Annotated in this window: 22 protein-coding genes, 1 other RNA gene and 1 riboswitch; of the genes, 10 read left to right on the top strand and 13 right to left on the bottom strand. The window is 67.9% G+C overall.

Translation table 11 applies throughout. The annotated features are described in order from the left end of the window. Window positions 1-72: 72 nt before the first annotated feature. Genes cobC through ACNQQL_RS14600 form a run of 6 tightly spaced genes read right to left on the bottom strand, consistent with a single transcriptional unit; the run spans window position 73 to window position 6,288 of the window. Window positions 73-657 (bottom strand): alpha-ribazole phosphatase, encoded by a 585-nt coding sequence (cobC, locus tag ACNQQL_RS14575; RefSeq protein WP_347064518.1) that lies wholly within the window; start codon window positions 655-657, stop codon window positions 73-75. Beyond that, on the bottom strand, window positions 642-1,394 hold the full coding sequence (locus ACNQQL_RS14580; RefSeq protein ID WP_347064564.1) for an adenosylcobinamide-GDP ribazoletransferase: 753 nt from the start codon (window positions 1,392-1,394) through the stop codon (window positions 642-644). The genes cobC and ACNQQL_RS14580 overlap by 16 nt, the downstream gene beginning before the upstream one ends. Window positions 1,395-1,407: 13 nt before the next feature. Beyond that, window positions 1,408-2,463: a nicotinate-nucleotide--dimethylbenzimidazole phosphoribosyltransferase gene (cobT, locus tag ACNQQL_RS14585; protein WP_347064519.1), complete on the bottom strand. Its 1,056-nt coding sequence runs from the start codon at window positions 2,461-2,463 to the stop codon at window positions 1,408-1,410. Between the two features lie 52 nt (window positions 2,464-2,515). Next, entirely contained in the window at window positions 2,516-3,337 is an 822-nt protein-coding gene (locus tag ACNQQL_RS14590; protein WP_347064520.1) for an ABC transporter ATP-binding protein, read from the bottom strand. Continuing rightward, a complete protein-coding gene (locus tag ACNQQL_RS14595; RefSeq protein WP_310138967.1) occupies window positions 3,334-4,332 on the bottom strand; it encodes a FecCD family ABC transporter permease in 999 nt (332 codons plus the stop codon). The genes ACNQQL_RS14590 and ACNQQL_RS14595 overlap by 4 nt, the downstream gene beginning before the upstream one ends. A gap of 39 nt (window positions 4,333-4,371) precedes the next feature. Next, window positions 4,372-6,288, bottom strand: coding sequence for a TonB-dependent receptor domain-containing protein (locus ACNQQL_RS14600; protein ID WP_347064521.1), 1,917 nt, complete (start codon window positions 6,286-6,288; stop codon window positions 4,372-4,374). Window positions 6,289-6,351: 63 nt separating this feature from the next. Next, a riboswitch (cobalamin riboswitch) is annotated at window positions 6,352-6,606 on the bottom strand. Between the two features lie 154 nt (window positions 6,607-6,760). Here ACNQQL_RS14600 and ACNQQL_RS14605 point away from each other — a divergent pair. The 5 genes from ACNQQL_RS14605 to ACNQQL_RS14625 all read left to right on the top strand — a co-directional run bounded on the left by ACNQQL_RS14605 (window position 6,761) and on the right by ACNQQL_RS14625 (window position 9,192). Continuing rightward, window positions 6,761-7,111, top strand: coding sequence for an ATPase (locus tag ACNQQL_RS14605; protein ID WP_006478092.1), 351 nt, complete (start codon window positions 6,761-6,763; stop codon window positions 7,109-7,111). Next, a complete protein-coding gene (locus ACNQQL_RS14610) occupies window positions 7,108-7,422 on the top strand; it encodes a cell division protein ZapA (RefSeq protein ID WP_011352906.1) in 315 nt (104 codons plus the stop codon). Before ACNQQL_RS14605 ends, ACNQQL_RS14610 begins: the two co-directional genes overlap by 4 nt. A gap of 81 nt (window positions 7,423-7,503) precedes the next feature. Continuing rightward, a non-coding RNA gene (gene ssrS, locus ACNQQL_RS14615) (6S RNA) lies at window positions 7,504-7,685 on the top strand. Window positions 7,686-7,796: 111 nt separating this feature from the next. Beyond that, window positions 7,797-8,258: an EVE domain-containing protein gene (locus ACNQQL_RS14620; RefSeq protein ID WP_347064522.1), complete on the top strand. Its 462-nt coding sequence runs from the start codon at window positions 7,797-7,799 to the stop codon at window positions 8,256-8,258. A 193-nt stretch (window positions 8,259-8,451) separates the two neighbouring features. Next, window positions 8,452-9,192 (top strand): SIMPL domain-containing protein, encoded by a 741-nt coding sequence (locus ACNQQL_RS14625; RefSeq protein ID WP_072443552.1) that lies wholly within the window; start codon window positions 8,452-8,454, stop codon window positions 9,190-9,192. Between the two features lie 111 nt (window positions 9,193-9,303). Here the strand turns inward: ACNQQL_RS14625 and lgt are convergent, their stop codons facing one another. Together lgt and ACNQQL_RS14635 are read right to left on the bottom strand one after the other, a co-directional pair. After that, window positions 9,304-10,194 (bottom strand): prolipoprotein diacylglyceryl transferase, encoded by an 891-nt coding sequence (gene lgt, locus ACNQQL_RS14630; protein WP_347064523.1) that lies wholly within the window; start codon window positions 10,192-10,194, stop codon window positions 9,304-9,306. A gap of 89 nt (window positions 10,195-10,283) precedes the next feature. Continuing rightward, window positions 10,284-11,198, bottom strand: coding sequence for a LysR substrate-binding domain-containing protein (locus ACNQQL_RS14635; protein WP_347064524.1), 915 nt, complete (start codon window positions 11,196-11,198; stop codon window positions 10,284-10,286). A 135-nt stretch (window positions 11,199-11,333) separates the two neighbouring features. On the opposite strand from ACNQQL_RS14635, the gene ilvD reads away from it, so the two are divergent. Together ilvD and ACNQQL_RS14645 are read left to right on the top strand one after the other, a co-directional pair. Continuing rightward, window positions 11,334-13,007, top strand: a complete 1,674-nt coding sequence (ilvD, locus tag ACNQQL_RS14640) for a dihydroxy-acid dehydratase (RefSeq protein WP_347064525.1) — start codon at window positions 11,334-11,336, stop codon at window positions 13,005-13,007. A 127-nt stretch (window positions 13,008-13,134) separates the two neighbouring features. Continuing rightward, window positions 13,135-13,461 (top strand): c-type cytochrome, encoded by a 327-nt coding sequence (locus ACNQQL_RS14645; protein WP_347064526.1) that lies wholly within the window; start codon window positions 13,135-13,137, stop codon window positions 13,459-13,461. Between the two features lie 128 nt (window positions 13,462-13,589). Here the strand turns inward: ACNQQL_RS14645 and ACNQQL_RS14650 are convergent, their stop codons facing one another. Genes ACNQQL_RS14650 through ACNQQL_RS14660 form a run of 3 tightly spaced genes read right to left on the bottom strand, consistent with a single transcriptional unit; the run spans window position 13,590 to window position 16,318 of the window. Next, window positions 13,590-14,330 carry a DUF2486 family protein gene (locus ACNQQL_RS14650; RefSeq protein WP_347064527.1) on the bottom strand — a complete coding sequence of 247 codons (741 nt, stop codon included), beginning with the start codon at window positions 14,328-14,330 and terminating at the stop codon, window positions 13,590-13,592. A gap of 25 nt (window positions 14,331-14,355) precedes the next feature. Further along, window positions 14,356-14,772, bottom strand: coding sequence for a DNA polymerase III subunit chi (locus ACNQQL_RS14655; RefSeq protein WP_048250341.1), 417 nt, complete (start codon window positions 14,770-14,772; stop codon window positions 14,356-14,358). Window positions 14,773-14,806: 34 nt separating this feature from the next. Beyond that, window positions 14,807-16,318 (bottom strand): leucyl aminopeptidase, encoded by a 1,512-nt coding sequence (locus ACNQQL_RS14660; RefSeq protein WP_175964199.1) that lies wholly within the window; start codon window positions 16,316-16,318, stop codon window positions 14,807-14,809. 122 nt (window positions 16,319-16,440) lie between these two features. Here ACNQQL_RS14660 and lptF point away from each other — a divergent pair, with 122 nt between their 5' ends. From lptF to ACNQQL_RS14675, 3 genes are read left to right on the top strand one after another with little or no spacing between them, the layout of a single operon-like run. After that, window positions 16,441-17,535: an LPS export ABC transporter permease LptF gene (gene lptF / locus ACNQQL_RS14665; RefSeq protein WP_072443565.1), complete on the top strand. Its 1,095-nt coding sequence runs from the start codon at window positions 16,441-16,443 to the stop codon at window positions 17,533-17,535. Between the two features lie 3 nt (window positions 17,536-17,538). After that, window positions 17,539-18,687 carry an LPS export ABC transporter permease LptG gene (gene lptG, locus ACNQQL_RS14670; RefSeq protein WP_175964197.1) on the top strand — a complete coding sequence of 383 codons (1,149 nt, stop codon included), beginning with the start codon at window positions 17,539-17,541 and terminating at the stop codon, window positions 18,685-18,687. A gap of 27 nt (window positions 18,688-18,714) precedes the next feature. Beyond that, the gene (locus ACNQQL_RS14675) at window positions 18,715-19,098 is read left to right on the top strand and encodes a sirohydrochlorin chelatase (RefSeq protein WP_034178781.1); all 384 of its coding nucleotides are present in this window, start codon (window positions 18,715-18,717) and stop codon (window positions 19,096-19,098) included. Between the two features lie 78 nt (window positions 19,099-19,176). Here the strand turns inward: ACNQQL_RS14675 and cobA are convergent, their stop codons facing one another. Both cobA and ACNQQL_RS14685 read right to left on the bottom strand, forming a co-directional pair. Then, window positions 19,177-19,926 (bottom strand): uroporphyrinogen-III C-methyltransferase, encoded by a 750-nt coding sequence (gene cobA / locus ACNQQL_RS14680; protein WP_347064528.1) that lies wholly within the window; start codon window positions 19,924-19,926, stop codon window positions 19,177-19,179. Window positions 19,927-20,001: 75 nt separating this feature from the next. Then, on the bottom strand, window positions 20,002-21,318 hold the full coding sequence (locus ACNQQL_RS14685; RefSeq protein WP_204424179.1) for a sulfate adenylyltransferase subunit 1: 1,317 nt from the start codon (window positions 21,316-21,318) through the stop codon (window positions 20,002-20,004). Window positions 21,319-21,320: the final 2 nt, after the last annotated feature.

A 21,320-nucleotide genomic window follows, 5' to 3' on the forward strand; every position in this document is an offset into this window, starting at 1 on the left:
ACCTACTGATGCGTTCGTGCTTGAGGTGGTTTGATCGCGCGTTGTGTCGTTCACATGCTGACTCAGGCGAGCCTATTCGTCCCAGTGCACGACTTCCCATGTTCGCGCCGCGTCGTCCGCACGCAGCCAGACGACACCGCCCGTCGGCACCGGCCGCGACAGCAGCGTATCGAGCGGCACACGCAACACATGCGATACGAACGCGCGGATCACGCCCGCATGCGTGACCGCCCATTGCGTCCGATCGACCTGCGCAACCGCGTCAGCCTGCCGCGCAACCCGCGCGGCGAACCGCGCGACGCTTTCGCCGCCATGCGCGCACGCATGCATCAGGTCGGCCGCCCACGCATCGAGCGCTGCACGGTCGATATCGTCCCAGCGCCGCATTTCCCACGCGCCGAAATCCATTTCCTGCCAGCCGGCATCGCGCTGCAGCGGCACATCGAATGCGTGCGCGAGCCGTTCGGCAACCGAAGCGCATCGCGTCAGCGGGCTCGTCCGGAGCTGTTCGGGCGGCGGCGCGCCGAGAGCCGACAGATGCGCACGCACGGCATACGCGCCGACGTCGGCCGACGCGGCGAGCGGCACGTCGCTGCGTCCGTAACACATGCCCGGCTCGACGCCGACGGCCGGATGACGGATCAGGACGACATCCATCCGAGCACCACGAGATAGATCGCCAGTTCGCTCAGTTGCTGCGCGAAGCCGAGACAGTCGCCCGTATAACCGCCGATCCGTTTCACGAAGTAGCGGGCCACCCACACGCGCACGAGCACGAGCGCGACGCCCGCGGCGACACCCGTGCGCCAGTCCGGCCAGAACAGCCACGGCAACCCGAATACCGCCGCGACGCACGCCGCGCGTGCGCCCATCCGTTGCGCGACCGGCTTCGCCTTGCCTTCGGGCCGCACATAGTCGAGCGACATAAGCAGGCTGACGGCCGCCGCACGGCTCGCCGCATGCGCGGCGATCATCGTCCACGCGGCGCGCAGCGGCGGCATGGCCGCGAGCGCCTGCCATTTCAGGCCGAGCGCGATCACGAGCGCGACCGCGCCGAACGTGCCGATCCGCGAGTCGTGCATGATGCGCAGCACGTCGTCGCGCGTATAGCCGCCGCCGAACGCATCGCAACTGTCGGCGAGGCCGTCCTCGTGGAATGCGCCGGTCGCGAGCAGCGTCGCGGCCATCGACAGCCCGACCGCGATCGACGCGGGCAGCACGCGCAACGCGGCGAGATAGACGAGCGCACCCCACGCGCCGACGCATGCGCCGACGAGCGGGAAATAGCGCGCGGCCTGGTCGAGATCGCCGGCCGCGTAGCCGATCGCGCGCGGCACGGGCACGCGCGTGAAATAGCCGAGCGCGACGAAGAAGTAGCGCAGTTCGGCACGCATGCCGCTTGCGCGATCAGGCGTCACGATTGTCGACGCCGGCGGACTCGAAGCTCGCCATCTCGCTGAGGAACGCAGCCGCCGCGCGCACGAGCGGCAGCGCGAGCGCCGCGCCCGTGCCTTCGCCGAGCCGCAGGTCGAGCGCGAGCAGCGGCTTCGCACCGAAATGCTCGAGCATGCGCCGATGCCCGGCCTCGTGCGACGTATGCGAGAACACGCAGTAGTCGCGCACGCCGGGCGCGATGCGCTCGGCGACGAGCAGCGCGGCCGTCGCGATGAAACCGTCGACGAGGATCGTCATCCGCTCGCTCGCGGCCGCGAGATACGCGCCCGTCATCATCGCGATCTCGAAGCCGCCGAACGTCGCGAGCACGTCGAGCGGCGCGATCGCGTGCGAGTGCTTGACGAGCGCGCGGCCGAGCACCGCGCGCTTGTGCGCGAGGCCCTGGTCGTCGAGGCCCGTGCCGCGCCCGACGCACGCGTCGATCGGCACGTCGAGCAGGCGGCTCATCAGGCACGCGGCCGACGACGTGTTCGCGATCCCCATCTCGCCGAAGCCGATCACGTTCGTGCCGAGCGATGCATGCAGGCGCACGCGTGCCGCACCGGCCGCGAGCGCCGTCATCGCCTCGTCGCGCGTCATCGCCGGCTCCGCCGCGAAGTTGCGCGTGCCGCGCGCGACCGGCAGCGACACCAGCCGGTCGGACAGCGGAAGCGGCGACGCAACGCCCGCATCGACGATCTCGAGCGTGCTCTGCGCGACGCCTGAGAACGCGTTGATCGCCGCGCCGCCGGCCAGGAAGTTCGCAACCATCTGCGCGGTCACCGCTTGAGGGTAAGGACTCACGCCCTCGGCCGCGATCCCGTGGTCGCCGGCGAACACGATCGTCACCGGGCGCTGCACGGTCGGCCGCTCGGTGTGCTGGATCAGGCCGATCTGCAGCGCGACCGCCTCGAGCTGGCCGAGGCTGCCGGGCGGCTTGGTCTTGTGGTCGATCACATGCTGCAGGCGCTTGCGCAGCGCGTCGTCGAGCGGCGCGATCGCGGGTGGGAAGTGGGTCGGAGTCGTCATCGGGAAGCCGTGTCGTTGGCGCGGCCTGCGCCGCGCATCGGAAAGGAAAAGGTCATTGTCGCTCGGGCCACGCAGGCAGCAGCGCGTCGCGGCCATGCTCGCGGATCAGCACGAGCGGATAGCCGAACGCATCACTCGCACGCTCGGGCGTCAGCACATCGTGCACGGGGCCGGCCCACGCATGACCGCGGCCGTCGAGCAACAGCGCATGCGTCGCGAAACGCCGCGCGAGATTCAGGTCGTGGCACGAGAACAGCACGGTGCGCGGGCCGGCGTCAAGCCACGCTGCCAGCGCCGTCAGGCAGTCGATCTGGTGATGCAGGTCGAGATGCGCGAGCGGCTCGTCGAGCAGCATCAGCGGCGCATCCTGGCACAGCGTCGCGGCCAGCGCGACCCGCTGCCGCTCGCCGCCCGATAGCGACAGCACGTCGCGCGACGCGAGCGCGGTCAGGTCGAACGTCGCGAGCGCGTCGCGCGCGGCCGCGCGGTCGCCGTCGCGCTCCCAGCCCCAGCCGCCGAGATACGGAAAGCGATTGAGCAGCACCGTGTCGAACACGGTCGCGCTGAATGCATCGTGCAGTTGCTGCGGCATCAGCGCACGGCGCTGCGCGAGTTGCGCCGGCTGCCACGCGGCGAGCGGCCGGCCGTCGATCTCGACCCGGCCGCCGGCCGGCGGCTGCAGCCCCGCGAGCGTCGCGAGCAGCGTCGTCTTGCCCGCGCCGTTCGGCCCCGCGACGCACCAGATTTCGCCGGGGCGGAAGGCCTGCGTGAAGCCGTCGAGCAGCGTGCGCGCGCCGGCCTTCAGCGTCAGGTCGACGGTCGCGCAGGCCATGTCGTTGACGGAAGCAGCGGCGTACTGCGCAGTACCTGTCATCGCATCGGCCTCCTCAGCAACATCCACAGGAACACCGGCACGCCGATCAACGCGGTCATCACGCCGACCGGCAGTTGCGCGGGCGCGATCGCGGTGCGCGCGAGCAGGTCGGCCGCCATCACGCCGCCGCCGCCCGCGAGCATCGCGGCCGGCAGCAGCATGCGCTGGTCGTTGCCGAACGCGAGCCGCAGCGCGTGCGGCACGACGAGGCCGACGAAGCCGATCGTGCCGGCCGTCGTCACCGCGGCCGCGGCGGCCAGCGACGCGACGAGATAGATCCGCACGCGCAGGCGCGCGACGGGCACGCCGAGCGCGAGCGCGGTCGCGTCGCCACGCAGCAGCACGTTCAATTGCGGCGCGGCCGGCAGCGCGACACATGCGGCCAATAGCAGCGCGCCCCACGCGAACCACGGTGCGGTCACACCGTTCAGGTCGCCCGTCAGCCAGAAGATGATCCCGCGCAACCGCGCATCGGGCGCGAGCGACAGCAGCAGCGTGACGAGCGCGCCCCACCCTGCCGCGATCACGACACCGGTAAGCAGCAGCCGCGGCGACGCGTCACGCGAGTCGCCGCGCCACAGCTCGCGGCGCGCGAGGCCGAGCACGAGCGCGACCGACACGAGCGCGCCGGCGAACGCCGACGCATCGACGAGCCACCACGCACCGCCCGCGATCATCGCGACGAGCGCGAACCCGGCCGCGCCGCCGGACACGCCGAGCACGTACGGTTCCGCGAGCGGGTTGCGCAGCAGCACCTGCAGCAGTGCACCGGCAAGCGCGAGCAGCGCGCCGCACGCGAAGCCCGCGAGCGCGCGCGGCAGGCGCAGCGTGCGGACGATGTCGGCGAACAGCGCATCGCCGCCATGCGGCGCGAGCGACGCGAGCGCCTGCCACGGCGACATCGGCACGCTGCCGATCGACAGCGACGCGACGAACAGCAACGCGACCGCGGCGGCCAGCGCGGCCCAGATCGCGGCGGCGCGCGCGGCGCTCATGCCGCGCACGGCGCTGCGCACGACGCGCGGCGCATCCGCTTACTGCTGCTGCCAGCCGAGCGTGACATAGGCGCCGCGCTTCGGCGTGTTGTAGGCATATGCAAGCTCGTAGTCCTTGTCGAGCAGGTTGTCGATACGCGCGCTGACGTACCACGACTTCGTGATGTTGTAGCGCGCGGACAGGTTGACGATCCCGTAGCCGCCGAGCCGCCCGCCGCCCGAATCGTTGCGCGCGCCGCTCACGAGCCATTCGCCGCCGACGCGCCACGCGCCGAATGCGCGGTTCACGGCCATCGAAGCGAAACGCCGCGCGCGGCGGTCGAGATCCTGATTCTGCGTTTCGTTGACCGGGTTCTGCAACGTGGCGGCAACCCGTACGTCGGTCGCGCCGACATGCCCCTGCCACGATCCTTCGAGCCCCTGCACCTTCGCGCTGCCGACGTTCTGCGCAATATAGTAGAAACCGCTCCCGTCGGGCCGATAGTTGATCAGGTTCGCGTAGCGCGTCTGGAACGCGGTGAGCCGCATCACGCCCACTGTGTCGGACGCGTACTGCAGCGCGGCCTCGATCGAATGGCTGTGCTCCGGCTGGATCGACGGATTGCCGGCCATCGGGTAATAGAGGTCGTTGAAGCTCGGCGCGCGAAACGCGTCCGAATAGCTCGCGGTCACCTTCCAGCGATCGGTCAGTTCGAGGCCGTAGCCGAGATAGTACGAGTTGGCACCGCCGAAGTCCGAGTACTGGTCGCGGCGCAGGTTCGCCTGGAACTGCTGGCGGCCGAAGCGCCCCGAATAACCGATCCAGCCGGAATTCACGTGACGCTGCGGCGCGGCATACGCATTCGACATGAATTGCTGGTCGAGCCGCTCGTAGCCGGCCTGGATCAGGTGATCCGGTGCGATCCGGAAATCGTTCTGCCACGTGTACTGGCGGTTGTCGGTATTGAAGTGATCGGTATAGACGCCGTTCAGCGCCGACTGGCTGCGATCGTTGCCGGTCGACACGCTCAGGCGAGCGGTCCACCAGTCGGTCAGCTTGCCGTTCGCGAACGCACGCACCTGCTGCACGCGCGAATAGAGGTTGTTCAGGTCGGTCGGCACGCCCCACGCATTGTCGTAGCTGTTGTTGCCGTTCGACTGGAAATAGCTGACGCCCGCATCCCAGCGATCGTTGAAGCGGTGGCGTAGCGCCGCGGTGATGCTCTCGTTCAGATAGCCGTTCGCATTCGGGTTCGCGTTCGGCTTCTTCGCCGGGTCGAGCGCGGAAAAACCGTTGTCCTTGTCGCGTGCGATCGACACGCTGAACGTCGTCTTCCCGTCGCTGTCGAGCCGGCCCGCTACGCCGGCCTGCTGCGTCTGCGTGCCGTAGCTGCCGACGCCGACCGCGAAGTTGAAGCGCGGCGGATGATTGCCGCCGTCCTTCGTGAACACCTGCACGACGCCGCCGATCGCGCCCGAGCCGTACAGCGACGACACGTTGCCGTTGACGATCTCGACGCGCTCGATCTGATCGAGCGGCAGCTGGCTCAGTTGCGCAGCACCGAGACTCGCGGAATCGACCCGCACGCCGTCGATCAGCACGAGCGACTGCGTCGACTCCGCGCCGCGCAGAAACATCGTCGTGCTCGCGCCGGGGCCACCGTTACGCACGATCTGCGCGCCCGGTGCGAACGCGAGCAGCGTCGGCAGATCGGCGCCCGGATGCGCGGCGATATCCTGCGCGTCGAATACGGTGGTTTGCGGAATCGTGTCGGCCAGCGCCTGCGGCGCGCGCTGTGCGGTGACGACGACCGGTTCGAGCATGGTCGCAGCGGCAGGCCGGGCCGTTGGCGCGGCGGACGTTGCCGCGGGTACGGCGGGCGCCGCGGCATCGGCATTCGCCGCGGTCTGCGCGGCGGCGGCAAGCGGCAATCCGCAGAGCGCGCCGAGCGCCGTGCGGACGATTGGGGTCAGCATGAAGATAAATCCCGTGAAGCACTGCGCACCCCGCCTCCCCGCAGGCCGCGCGTCACGAAGCCCGTGCGGGCTCCCCGCCTCGGCCGGTATCCGGGCTGGCGGCGTACCGGCTCGCCTTCCCGCGCGATGACGCGCAGTGGCCCGCGCCCGCGTGCGAAACCTGCACGCGGAACGCGCCTGAGCCGGCCTGCGTCACTGGACGCGGCCGCTTACCGTTGCGGGGGCAGCGCAGGTTGGCGGCCTCCCGGCGGAGCCCGCGCCCTGCTTCCCGTTTAACCGCGCGTTTCACGCGCGAGCACCGAGGCGGCGCCAGTTTAGGAGCCGCTCGCGCGAGCGTCAAGGAAGCGTCCGGACCCGCACGTGGCGCGCCTATTCGCGGCAAGAAGCGGGGGTGTTACGACTGGAAACGTTACAGATGTCGGATTGCGCGTTATTCCGCGCTAAAATGCTGGGTCTTTAGAGGACGCAGCAAATGCTCAACGAACTCGAAACCCTATCTCAAAATATTGGCCGTCTGATTTCGCTGAACAAGCGCTATCACTCGGAACGGCTCGCGCTCGAGGAGCAGGTCGCGCAATTGCGCGCGGAAGCGGACACGGTCCGCGCGGAACTCGCGCAACTGCGCGATGAACGCAATGCGCTCGCGGCCGAGCGCGACACGCTGTCGGCAAAGATCGACGACGCACAGGTGAAACTGAACGCGATTCTCGAAAAGCTGCCGCGCTCGAAAAGCGCGGAGCAAGCCGACAACCAGCTCGACCTGCTGGATGCGCAGGCGCGTACGGATGGCGATGACGCGGCCAGCCACGGAGAACATGCATGAGCACCAAGCAGATCGAAGTCTCGATTCTCGGTCAGGCCTATCGTCTCGCCTGTTCGGCCGAGACCGAAGCGGCACTGCTCGAGGCGGTCGCGCGCGTCGACGCCGAAATGTCGAAAATCCGCTCGAACAGTTCGGTACGCGGCACCGATCGCATCGCGGTGATGGCGGCACTGTCGCTCGCATCGGAATTGCTGCGGCTGCAAACGAGCGTGCGGCACGGTGAAGCATTTCCGGCAGAGGAAATCCGTCGTACAATGCACCAGATGAACGAACAGCTCGGCGCGGTGCTCGCACAGCACGAGACGCAGTAAGGTTTTAATCGATGCGTCGATTCCCCTTGATCTCGGCGATCAACGGTGGTCAAATTGGCGCATCGAAACACAGTTCAGTCAGCTTCCCTGCCTGGTTCGCCAAGGTCATATATTCCTTGAACCAATGCCATGTGCACGGTTGCGGAAATTTGTAGCACGGGCGCGCGCGTCACTCTGTCTGATGTACCCGAAGTGCTGCTAACTGCGACCAATTCTGAACCTCAGGTTCAGGATGCCGGCCTAGCGGCCAAGGCGGGGGCCTATCCAACGGCATCGGGCGAGTCCCGGTGCCGTTTTCTTTTTCAGGGTCTGTTTGCATGCGGAACGCGCATGCAAACAGACCCTCATGCCTCCTGCTGCGTCGATCACGATCCATGCAATACTGGCTGATGAAGTCCGAACCGGACGAAGCAAGCATCGACGATCTCGCCAACGCACCGCAGCGCTCGCTGCCGTGGACCGGCGTGCGTAACTATCAGGCGCGCAATTTCATGCGCGACACGATGAAGATCGGCGACGGCGTGCTGTTCTATCACTCGAGCTGCCCCGAGCCGGGCATCGCGGGCCTCGCCGAAGTATCGTCGACGCCCTACCCCGATCCCACACAGTTCGATCCGAAAAGCCCCTATTACGACCCGAAGTCGACGGAGGAAGCGCCGCGCTGGCTGCTCGTCGACGTGCGCTATGTGAAAAAGTCGCCGCTCGTGCCGCTCGCCGCACTGCGCGAACACGACGAACTCGCCGACATGCGCGTGCTCGCACGCGGCAACCGGCTGTCGATCACGCCCGTCACGCGCGCCGAATGGCGGTTCATCACCGAAAAGCTGATGAAGTAGGCGCACGCAGTAGGCGCACGCGCCAAACGTCAAATCTGGTCAGCACGCGCTGCCGCCGCGGAACTCGCGGGTCTTTCGCGCAGCCTAAGCAACCGCTGTCGGCCAATCGGGCCGGCTGTTGTTTTCTTCGCGCGGTACGCCCGCGTCGCGCACGCCTGATCCGCGTGCGCGCCCTCGCACAAGGAGTCCAACAATGACCAAGAAATCCGCACTCGCGCTGTCGCTCGCACTCGCCGCCGCCGTTCCCGTCGCACTGACGCTCGCGTCGCCCGCCGCGCACGCGCAGACCGCGAACCCGCACTTCCCGGAACCGGCGGGCGTGCTGTCGCTTTCGTCGCAGGCCAGCGCCGACGTGCCGCAGGACATCATCCACATCACGCTGTTCTACGAGCAGCAGGCAAAGGATCCGGGCAGCCTCACGTCCGCGCTGAACCAGCGTGCCGATGCCGCGCTGTCGCAAGCGAAGGGCGTATCGGGCGTCACCGCGCACACGGGCGCATTCTCCGTGTATCCGAGCACCGATCGCGACGGGAAGATCTCCGCATGGCGCGGCCGCACCGAGGTCGCGCTCGAATCGCGCGATTTCGCCGCGGCGTCGAAGCTTGCAGGCCAGTTGTCGAACCTGATGCAGGTCGCGAACGTCGAGTTCTCGCTGTCGCCTGAAGCGCAGCGCACGGCCGAGCAGAAGCTCACGACCGAAGCGATCAAGTCGTTCCGCGCCCGCGCTGACGAAGCCGCGAAGGCGTTCGGCTACAGCAGCTACACGATCCGCGACGTCAACGTCGGCAGCGGCCGCAACGTGCAGCCGTACCCGCGCATGATGGCGATGGCCGCGGCGCCGATGGACAGCGCGAAGATGAGCGCACCGATCGCGGTCGAAGGCGGCAAGGCCACCGTGTCGGTCACCGTCAACGGCTCGGTGCAGATGAAGTAACGCGCAACGCGCGGCTGTCGGAAACGCAAAACGCCGGCCCGAGGGCCGGCGTTTTTCATTTGCATGCGTGTTGCCGATGCACGCGCCAGTTGCGCGCGCATCGGTATCGCATCACGCAGCCGCATTCGCCGCGCGGCGACGATACGCCCAGACCATCAGCGCGATGCCCCCGAGGATCATCGGCAGCGACAGCCACTGCCCCATCGACAGGCCGAGCGCCAGCAGGCCCAGGAAGTCGTCGGGCTCGCGCGCGAACTCGACCGTGAAGCGCGCGAGGCCGTAGCCGATCAGGAACAGCGCGGACACGGCGCCCATCGGCCGCGACTTGCGCGAGAAGAAGAACAGCGCGAAGAACAGCGCGATGCCTTCGAGCGCGATTTCATAGAGCTGCGAAGGATGGCGCGGCAGCATCTGGTACTGCATGAACACGTCGGCGAGATGCCACTTCTCGACGAGCGCCGGATGTTTCGGCAGCCACGCCGCATCGTCGCGCATCGCGCCCGGGAACAGCATCGCCCACGGCGCCGCCGGGTCGGTCACGCGGCCCCACAGCTCGCCGTTGATGAAGTTGCCGAGACGCCCGGCCGCGAGCCCCGTCGGCACCATCGGCGCGACGAAATCGGTGACCTGCAGCCAGTGGCGCTTGCGCTGCCACGCGAACAGCATCATCGCAAGCGTCACGCCGAGGAAGCCGCCGTGAAACGACATGCCGCCCTCCCACACCTTGAACACGTCGAGCGGATGCGAGAAGTAGAAATCGGCCTTGTAGAACAGCACGTAGCCGAGCCGGCCGCCGAGCACGGTGCCGAGCACGCCGTAGAACATCATGTCGTCGATGTCCTTCGCGGTCCAGCCCTGCGCCGCGACGTGCGGCAGCTTCAGGCGGACCCGGCCGACGACGATCGCCGCGATGAAGCCGACGAGATACATGAGGCCGTACCAGCGCACGGCCAGCGGCCCGAGATGGATCGCAACGGGGTCGAAATTCGGGTGAATGATCATGGGTTAGCGAAGAAGTTTTCGAATGCGGTACGGCCATCGCGAACGCGCAGCACCGCGCGTTGGACGTCACCGGCGCTCCATCGTTCACGTCACGCGGCGAGGCCCTGCGCGCGCACGACGTCGATGAAGCCGGCGAGCACGGGACTCACGTCGCCCGTGCGCCACACGAGGCCTGTCTCGACGACCGGTGCGTGACCGGCGAGCGGCCGGTAGACCACGCCGGTGCGCCGCAGGTTACGCAGCGATTGCGGCACCAGTGCGACGCCCATGCCGGCCGACACGAGGCTGACGATCGTCTGCATCTGGATCGCCTCCTGGCCGATGCGCGGAGTTTCCCCCGCCGCGCCGTAGCAGCCCGTAATGATGTCATAAAAGCCGGGCGCCAAACGACGCGGAAAGATCACGAGCGGCAATGCGGCGACATCGGCGAGATGCACGGGTTCGTCCTCGGGTGCGTCGGATGCTGCGGCCGGCATCGCGACCACCAGCGGCTCGCGCACGACGGGCAGGTACGACAGCCCGGCCGCGTGACGCGGCGGCACGGGCGGAATGACGAGCCCTGCGTCGATGCGGCCGGCGACGAGCTCGTCGATCTGCACGTCGCTCGTCGCCTCCGCGAGCTGCAGGCGCACCTGCGGATAGCGCGCGCCGAACGCGCGCAACAGCGACGGCAGCAGCCCGTAATCGGCGGTCGACACGAACGCAAGCGACAGCGAGCCGGCCTCGCCGCGTGCGAGCCGCCGCGCGAGCGGCGGCAGCGCATCGGCCGACACAAGCAGCCGGCGCACGTCGGGCAACAGCGCCGCGCCGACCGCGGTCAACGCCACCGAGCGCTTGGTGCGCACGAACAGCGCGACGCCGAGCGCATCCTCGAGCGCCCGGATCGCCTGCGACAGCGGCGGCTGCGTCATCGACAGGCGTTCGGCCGCGCGGCCGAAATGGCGCTCGTCGGCAACGGCCATGAAATAGCGCCACTGGCGCAGGTCGGGTGTCGGATCGGCCATGTGTCACTCATTCGAAAAACGACTTAATAGGCGACAAATAATATATTGGACATCCCAATCCGGACACCCCATTCTTGTTTCATCCGAACCGGCGCGCCGCTCACGGGCGTCGCCCAGACAACGATGGAGTCCCCCATGCCGTACAACCGTCGCTCGAAGCACATCACGCAAGGCGTGGCCCGTTCGCCGAACCGCTCGATGTATTACGCACTCGGCTACCAGAAGGACGATTTCGACAAGCCGATGGTCGGCATCGCGAACGGCCATTCGACGATCACGCCGTGCAATTCCGGCCTGCAGCGCCTGTCGGACGCGGCCGTCGCGGCCGTGAAGGCGTCCGGCGCGAACCCGCAGATCTTCGGCACGCCGACGATTTCGGACGGCATGTCGATGGGCACCGAGGGCATGAAGTACTCGCTCGTGTCGCGCGAGGTGATCGCCGACTGCATCGAGACCTGCGTGCAAGGGCAATGGATGGACGGCGTGGTCGTCGTCGGCGGCTGCGACAAGAACATGCCGGGCGGCATGATCGCGCTCGCTCGCCTGAACGTACCCGGCATCTACGTGTACGGCGGCACGATCCGCCCCGGCCACTGGAAGGGCCGCGACCTGACGATCGTGTCGTCGTTCGAGGCCGTCGGCGAATTCACCGCGGGCCGGATGTCGCAGGAGGATTTCGAAGGCGTGGAGCAGAACGCGTGCCCGACGTCGGGTTCGTGCGGCGGCATGTACACCGCGAACACGATGAGCTCGTCGTTCGAGGCGCTCGGGATGTCGCTGCTGTACTCGTCGACGATGGCGAACCCCGACCAGGAGAAGGTCGATTCGGCGGCCGAATCGGCGCGCGTGCTCGTCGAGGCCGTGAAGCGCGACCTGAAGCCGCGCGACATCATCACGAAGGCGTCGATCGAGAACGCGGTGTCGGTGATCATGGCGACCGGCGGCTCGACCAATGCGGTGCTGCACTATCTCGCGATCGCGCATGCGGCCGAGGTCGACTGGACGATCGACGACTTCGAGCGCATCCGCAAGCGCGTGCCCGTGATCTGCGACCTGAAGCCGTCGGGACGGTACGTCGCGACCGACCTGCACCGGGCCGGCGGGATTCCGCAGGTGCTGAAGATCCTGCTCGATGCGGGGCTGCTGCACGGCGACTGCATGACGATCACCGGCCGCACGATCGCCGACGAACTGAAGGACGTGCCGAGCGTGCCGCGCGCGGATCAGGACGTGATCGTCCCGATCGACCGCGCGCTGTACAAGGAAGGCCACCTGGCGATCCTGAAGGGCAATCTCGCGGAAGACGGCGCGGTCGCGAAGATCTCGGGCCTGAAGAACCCGGTGATCACGGGCCCGGCCCGCGTGTTCGACGACGAGCAGAGCGCGATGGATGCGATCCTCGGCGACCGGATCCGCGCCGGCGACATCCTCGTGCTGCGCTACCTTGGCCCGCAGGGCGGCCCCGGCATGCCGGAAATGCTCGCGCCGACGTCCGCGATCATCGGCAAGGGGCTCGGCGAATCGGTCGGCTTCATCACGGACGGCCGCTTCTCGGGCGGCACGTGGGGCATGGTGGTCGGCCACGTCGCGCCCGAGGCGTTCGTCGGCGGCACGATCGCGCTCGTGCAGGAAGGCGACTCGATCACGATCGACGCGCACCGGCTGCTGCTGGAGCTGAACGTCGACGATGCCGAGCTCGCGCGCCGTCGCGCCGTGTGGAAACAGCCGGCGCCGCGCTACACGCGCGGCGTGCTCGCGAAATTCGCGGCCCTCGCCCGGCCGGCGAACCAGGGCGCCGTCACGGGTTGACGCGATATCGCCGCCGCATGCGCCCCCAATGGAAATGGCCGCCGGGGGAACGCGCAAAACGTGCGTTCTCTTTGCTTTTATAATGCGCGGACCATGAAGCCGGCCGTCCCCGCCGGCGGAGAACCGCATGAAACAGACGATATTGCGCGCGCTGCTCGTGATGCTGCTGACCGGCGGCGCAGCGGCGGCGCGCGCCGATCAGGCCGACGGGCTCGCGCTTGCGCAGCGCAAGAACTGCATGGCCTGCCACGCGGTCGGCAAGCCACTGATGGGCCCGTCGTTCCGCGACATCGCCGGCAAGTATGCGGCGCGCGGCGACGCCGTCGATTACCTTGCCCAATCGATCGTGAAAGGCAGCGTCGGCGTGTGGAGCGGCGTGCCGATGCCCGCCAATACGCAACTGACGAGCGGCGAAGCCCACGCACTCGCGCAATGGGTGCTGTCGCTGCGTTGAACCGGATGCCCCGGAGGGCATGACCGTTGTGCCGGGCGCCGCCGACAGGCGGGCTTGCCCGTCGCCGGCAGCTTCGCCGGCACTTACTGGAACCGCCCTTTTTTTCTGTCGCCGGAACGACCGGGCGTTCAGCCCGAATGACCGGCGCGGCGGCGCGCGATCTCTTCGTCGACCGCGTCGCGAACCCAGTCCATGACCTCGGTTTCCAGCGTCAGCGCCACCTCGCGCGTGACCTGGCCGACCAGCCAGGCCGAATGCTCATGCAGCGCGTCGCGGCAGCGGGCCTCGATGGCCTCGCGCCCTGCTCCGGTCAGATAGCTCGTCAGCCGATTGCGCAGGCGCTCGGCGATGTGCTGCGCATCTTCCGGCGTCAGCCCGACGGCTGCCTGCCCATCCGGCTGCGGCGCCGCGACCGGTACGACCACCTCCGGCACGGCCGCTTCAGACGCGTGCCCGGCCGCGTCGCGCGCCACCGCAGCGAACGCATGCTGCGACGCATCGTCGTCGGCCAGCGACGACCGGAGCGGCGCATTCATGACCGCTGCGTGCTCGGCGACCACATGCTCCGCGACGCCCGGTTCGGCCGGCGCATCGGTCTCGCCCATTGCCGCCGCAGCAGCCGTCGCGACGTCGCCCGGCAGCTCGACCGCCGGCACGTGCAGCGTCGGCACGGGGTCGATCACGACGAATTCGGGGTCGGCCTCGGTTTTCGTGGAATCGGCCGGCGCGATCATGTCGGTCAACACCGGAATCGCCGCGCCGGCGTGCGGCTGCGGCGCGTCGGGCGCGGGCGAGCGCGCCGGCACCGGCTTGCCCGGCACCAGCACGTCGGTCAGCGTCGGGATCGAGGATGAATCGGCTTGTGTCACGGGAACGCTCCGTCAACGGTTGCGGCTAGCTGCCCTGCTTGTAGTTGTTCAGCGCGTATCCGCGATCGCGGTAGAAGCGATAGCGGTCGCGGCCCGCGGCCAGTTCGTCCGGCGCGTTGCCGACCACTTCGAGCAGGCGCTCGAAGCGGGCGAACTGCGCGGGCACGGCCGCGCCGAGGTTCAGCAGCACGTGATGATGCGGCGCCTTGTCGAGATCGGCGGCCAGCACGATCGGCGTGCCGGCCGCGTGCTCGCTGTCGACGCCGCAATGCGGAATGAAATCGAGCGGCGAGAACGTCCAGAGCCGCTCGTCGAGCGCGCGCAGGCGCGCGGGCTCGGCGAGCACGACGACCGGCTGCCCGGCCTGGTAGGCCTTGCGCAGCAGCCGGCACGCGTACGCGAGCGAATCGCCGACGTTCGAGTGGAAATCGATCCGCGTCATTGCCTGCGCACCCGCATCGTCGTCAGCACCGCCATCACTGGCCGGCGCGGTCGATCAGGAACTGCGCGAGCAGCGGCACCGGACGGCCCGTCGCACCCTTCGCGGCGCCGCTCTTCCACGCGGTGCCCGCGATGTCGAGGTGGGCCCACGGGTAGCTCTCGGTGAAGCGCGACAGGAAGCACGCGGCCGTCACGCTGCCGGCCGGACGTCCGCCGATGTTCGCGAGATCCGCGAAGTTCGACTTCAACTGATCCTGGTACTCGTCGTCGAGCGGCAGGCGCCATGCCGGGTCGCCCGCCTCGCGCGACGCGTCGAGCAGTTCGCCCGCGAGCGCGTCGTCCTTCGAGAACAGGCCGCTGTTGTGATGGCCGAGCGCAATGATGCACGCGCCCGTCAGCGTCGCGACGTCGATCACCGCGGCCGGCTTGAAGCGCTCCGCATACGTGAGCGCGTCGCACAGGATCAGGCGGCCTTCGGCGTCGGTGTTCAGCACCTCGATCGTCAGGCCCTTCATGCTCGTGACGATGTCGCCCGGCTTCGTCGCATTGCCGCCCGGCATGTTCTCGCAGGTCGGCACGATCGCGACGACGTTGATCTTCAGGCCCATCTCGGCAACCGCGCGCATCGTGCCGAGCACGGAACCGGCGCCGCACATGTCGTACTTCATCTCGTCCATGCCCTCGCCCGGCTTCAGCGAGATGCCGCCCGTGTCGAACGTGATGCCCTTGCCGACCAGCACGACCGGCGCGGCCTTCGCGGCGGCGCCCTGGTAGTGCAGCACGATGAACTGCGGCGGTTCGACCGATGCGCGTGCGACCGACAGGAACGAGCCCATCTTCAGCGCCTGGATCTGCTTGAGCCCGAGCACCTCGGCCTTCAGGCCCCAATCCTTCGCGAGCTTCTTCGCGGTGTTGCCGAGATAGGTCGGCGTGCAGACGTTGCCGGGCAGGTTGCCGAGGTCGCGGGTGAGATCCATCCCGTTCGCGAGCGCGACGGCCTGCTTGACCGCGACCTTCGCGGCCTTTTCGTCCGACGGATCGACGCTGAACACGACGCGCTTGAGCGTGTGCGACGCCGGTTCCGGCTTGCTCTTCATCTGCGTGAAGCGGTAGGTCTCGTTGCGCAGCGCGAGGATCGCCGCGCGCACGCCCCAGTCGGAGCTGCGCTCGTCGACCGGCAGTTGTGCGAGCGTGAACGTGACCTGGACGACCTTGGTCGCCAGCAGCGCGCGCCAGGCGGCCGTGGCCGCGTCGTTATAGGCTTTCTGATTGAAAGCATCCTGCTTGCCGAGGCCGACGAGCAGCACGCGCGACGCGCCGATGCCCGACACTTCGTGCAGGAACAGCGTCTTGCCGCGCTTGCCGTCCATGTCGCCGGCCTTCACCACGCGCGAAATCAGTCCCTTGGTGGCCGTGTCGATGTCGAGCGCCGCGCCGGAAAGCGTCTGCGCCTCGAAGATGCCGAGCACGATGCAGTCGGACTTCCCGGTCAGGAACCCCTTGGCCTCGCCTTTGCTCCAATCACAGCCTTTTATGCTAAAGTCCATCGCGCTTGTCCTCGGATAAAATCTGGGCTAAGGATGAAAGCCGCAATTATCCGCTATTTTTCCCGTGGCGGCGCGAGCGCTCCACCACGCGTGCGCAGCCTCCCGCCCTCTTCTCATCAAGAATGATCTTCGAACGCTCCCTCCAGCGCGAGCTTGCGTATACGGCTGGCGCCGTGTTCATGGTGCTGCTCACGATCATGCTCACGACGATGATGATCCGCATCGTCGGCTACGCCGCGTCCGGCGAAATCGACCCGCGCGACGTGCTCGTGCTGATCGGCCTGACCGTGATCGGCTATCTCGCCGTGATGCTCGTCGTCACGCTGTTCGTGTCGATCCTGTTCGTGCTGACCCGGTGGTACCGGGACTCCGAAATGGTGGTGTGGCTCGCGTCGGGCGTGAGCCTCACGCGCCTCATCAAGCCGATCGGCGTGTTCGCCACGCCGATCATCCTGCTGATCGCGTTCTTCGCGTTCGTCGGCTGGCCGTGGTCGAACCAGCAGAGCAAGATGATCAAGGCACGCTTCCAGCAGCGCGACGAGATCTCGCTGCTCGCGCCGGGCCAGTTCCGCGAGTCGGCCTCGAACCATCGCGTGTTCTTCATCGAAAAGATGACGCCCGACCAGAGCAAGGTGCAGAACGTGTTCGTGACGTCGACCGAGAACGGCAAGGTCAACGTCGTCGTGTCGCAGACGGGCCATACGGAAACGTCGAAGGACGGCGACCGCTTCGTCGTCCTGGAAGACGGCCGCCGCTACGACGGCACGCCCGGCCAGCCGAACTTCAAGATCATGGAGTTCGAGCGCTACGGTGTGAAGATCACCAGCAAGCCGGTCGTGAACGTGCAGACCACCAACAGCACGCCGACGCCCGAGCTGCTGCGCAACCCGACGCGCGACAACCTCGCGGAATTCGCGTGGCGCGCGGGGCTGCCGCTGATCGCGCTCAACCTGATGGTGCTCGGCATCCCGCTCGCGTACCAGAACCCGCGCCGCAGCCGCACGATCAACCTCGTGATGGCCGTGCTGATCTACCTCACCTACTCGAACCTGCTGAACGTCGTGCAGGCGCAGATCGAGCAGGGCAAGATGTCGTTCGGCGTCGGCCTCGTCGGCCTGCATGCGCTCGTCGCGGCGATCGTCGCCGTCATCTTCTGGTTGCGCGTGCGCAATCGTCCGCTGTTTACACGCGCGCTGTTCGGCCGCTCGGGAGCATGATCGATGCGGCTCTATGAAAAGTACTTCGCGCGACAGATCTACGTCACGTTCATCTTCATCCTGTTCGCGTTCTCGGGCCTGTTCTTCTTCTTCGACCTGATCAGCGAACTGAACTCGGTCGGACACGGCAACTACAAGTTCGGCTACGCGGTGATGCGCGTCGCGCTGCAGACGCCGTCGCGCTTCTACGAGATCATCCCGGTCGCCGCGCTGATCAGCGCGATCTACGTGTTCGCGCAGATGGCCGCGAATTCGGAATTCACGATCTTCCGCGTGTCGGGCCTCGCGACCAACCAGGCGCTGCGCTCGCTGCTGAAGATCGGCGTGCCGCTCGTGATCGTCACCTACCTGATCGGCGAATTCGTCGGCCCGTACGCCGACCAGTTGTCCGAACGCGTGCGGCTGCAGGCGCTCGGCGCGTCGGTGTCGTCGAACTTCCAGTCGGGCGTGTGGGTGAAGGACACGCTCGCGGCCCGCGAAAACGGCGAACAGGTCACGCGCTTCGTCAACGTCGGCAGCCTGTCGCCCGACTCGACGATCAGCAACGTGCGCATCTACGAGTTCGACTCGAAATTCCAGCTGCAGAACGTACGGATCGCGCAGACGGGCCGCTACGAGCCGCCCGGCCACTGGCTGCTGACGGGTGTCACCGAAACGGAGCTCACGCCGATCAAGCCGATCAGCGGCCAGCCGGCCGACGCGCTGAACCCCGTCTACCGGTCGCAGCAGGTATCGCTGCCCGAATACCGGCTGCGTTCGGACCTGACGCCGCAGATCCTGTCGGTTCTGCTCGTGTCGCCGGAGCGCATGTCGATCATCAACCTGTTCCGCTACATCCAGCACTTGCGCGAGAACCAGCAGGACACGCAGCGCTACGACATCGCGCTGTGGCGCAAGCTGCTGTATCCGTTCGCGGTGTTCGTGATGCTCGTGCTGTCGCTGCCGTTCGCGTATTTGCACACGCGCGCCGGCGTGGTCGGCGTGAAGGTGTTCGGCGGCATCATGCTCGGCATGAGCTTCCAGCTGCTCAATACGCTGTTCTCGCACATCGGCACGCTGAACACGTGGCCTGCACCGCTCACCGCCGCGACGCCGGGCCTGATCTATCTCGCGCTCGGCCTGTTCGCGCTAAAGTGGGTCGACCGGCACTGAGCGCCGCATCACGACGGAGACTTCGACATGAGCTCGCACGGCATCGTCCTGTTCGGCCACGGCGCCCGCGATCCGCGCTGGGCCGAGCCGTTCGAGCGGCTCGCCGCGCGGCTGCGCGGCGCCGGCTCCCCGGCGTCGCACGTGTCGCTCGCGTTCCTCGAACTGATGACGCCGTCGCTCGGTGAGGCCGTGGCCGCGCAAGTCGCCGCCGGCTGCACGCGCATCACCGTGGTACCCGTGTTCTTCGGCCAGGGCGGCCATATCCGCCGCGACCTGCCGCAGCTCGTCGATGCGTGCCGCGCCGCGCATCCGGGCGTCGAGATCCGCTGCGCGACGGCTGTCGGCGAAGACGACGGCGTGCTCGACGCGATCGCACGCTATTGCATCGACCGGATCGGCGACGACGCGTAGGCGCAACGGCGGCTCCAAATAAAAAAGCGCTGGCTTCCGCCAGCGCTTTTTTCGTTTCGGACTGCGGCCGAATTCCGCTCAAGCCGCGTCCCGCAGCGGATCGCCCGTTTTCGCGTGCCGTGCGCGCTCGGCGAACGCGTCGCCGATCATCAGCAGGCTCGGTTCTGCGGGGTCGAGCCACGCCTGCGCGTCGCCCGCCGCCATCTGCGCGAGCGTCAGCGTCAGCGAGCGCTCGCGCGCGGTGCTGCATGCCTCGACGATCGCCACGGGCGTCGCCGGCGCACGGCCGGCATCGATCAGCTCCTGCGCGATGCCGGGGGCGCTGTCGCGTCCCATGTAGTAGACGATCGAATCGGCGCGCGCGGCTTCGCGGATCTCGTCGCTGCCCGGCGCACGGCTGTGCGTCGCGAACGCGACGCTGCGCGACACGCCGCGCAGCGTCAGCGAACGCTTCAGCGTCGCCGCGCCGGCCAGCGCCGCGGTGATGCCCGGCACGACCTCGTAGTCGATGCCGGCCTCATCGAGCGCGAGCATTTCCTCTTCGGCACGACCGAACAGCATCGGGTCGCCGCCCTTCAGCCGCACGACGCACGCATGCTCGCGCGCCGCATCGACGATCTGCTTGTTGATGAAGTGCTGCGCGGTCGAGCGCTGCCCGCAGCGCTTGCCGACCGCGATCCTGCGCGCGTTCGGCGCGTAGTCGAGCATCGCGGGCTCGACCAGCGCGTCGTGCAGCACGACGTCGGCCTGCGCCAGCAGCCGCGCGCCGCGCACCGTGATGAGGTCCGCTGCGCCCGGCCCTGCTCCGATCAGATATACCTTGCCCATGTTTGTCGCTTCGCTTGTCCTGCGGACGGCGGCGTCCGGCTCGCGCCGCCGCATGGCGGCGCGGTTTGCCGGTGGTTACGCCGAGAACGCCCGGATCATGCCTGCGGCGACCGTGTGGTGCGTCGCCTCGTCGATCAGCACGAACGCGCCCGTGCCCGGATGCGCGTCGTACGTGTCGCAGACGATCGGCTTCTGCAGCGTCAGCGCGACGCGGCCGATGTCGTTCATCTTCAGTTCGTGACGGTCGGTCGCGTGCGACAGCGTATGCACGTCGAGCACCTGCTTGACCGCGCCGATCTTCGCGAACACCGTGCTCGTGGTCTGCTTCAGCAGGTACTTGCGCTGCGGCGACAGCGGCGCTTCGTCGAACCAGCACAGGTCGGCCTCGAGCTTCTTGGCCGGCTCGACCGGCTCGACGGTCGTGACGAACATGTCGCCGCGCGACACGTCGACATCCTGTTCGAGACGGATCGTCACCGTCTGGCCCGCGAACGCTTGCGCGACGGACGCGGTGCCGCCCGGCACCGGTGCGACGATCTCGGCCACCGTCGCGGTGCGGTTCGACGGCAGCACGACGATCTCGTCGCCAACCTTCACTTCACCCGACTCGATGCGGCCCATGTAGCCGCGGAAATCGTCGGCCGAGCTGCCGTCCTGGCGCGCGACCCACTGCACCGGGAAGCGCAGCGCATCATGCGCCTGCGTCTCGACCGGCAGCGCCTCGAGCACGTCGAGCAGCGGCTCGCCCGCGTACCACGGCATGCGCTCGCTCGCGCCGACGATGTTGTCGCCCTTCAGCGCCGACACCGGCACGAAGCGCACGTCGTCGAGGCCGAGCTGCTTCGCGAGCGAAACGTACGCGTCGCGGATCTCGTTGAAGCGCGCCTCGCTGTAGTCGACGAGGTCCATCTTGTTGATCGCGACGATCACGTGCTGCAGCGCGAGCAGCTTGACGATCGCGCTGTGGCGTTTCGTTTGCGGCAGCAGTTCGGCAACGCCGTTCTCGACCGTCACGCGCGTCGCGTCGATCAGGATGATCGCCGCGTGCGCGGTCGACGCGCCCGTCACCATGTTGCGCGTGTACTGCTCGTGGCCCGGCGTATCGGCGATGATGAACTTGCGCTTCGCGGTCGCGAAGTAGCGGTATGCGACGTCGATCGTGATGCCCTGCTCGCGCTCGGCTTCCAGGCCGTCGGTCAGCAGCGCGAGGTCGAGCTCGTCGCCGACCGTGCGCTTGTTCTTCGCGCGCGACAGCGCGGACAACTGGTCCGACAGCACGGCCTTGCTGTCGTACAGCAGGCGGCCGATCAGCGTGCTCTTGCCGTCGTCGACGCTGCCCGCGGTGATGAAGCGCAGCACGCCGAGGTCTTCGTGATTTTCGATGATGCTCATGA

It is taken from the genome of Burkholderia sp. LFS061 (genome assembly GCF_047978125.1).
Lineage (GTDB): Bacteria > Pseudomonadota > Gammaproteobacteria > Burkholderiales > Burkholderiaceae > Burkholderia > Burkholderia pyrrocinia_C.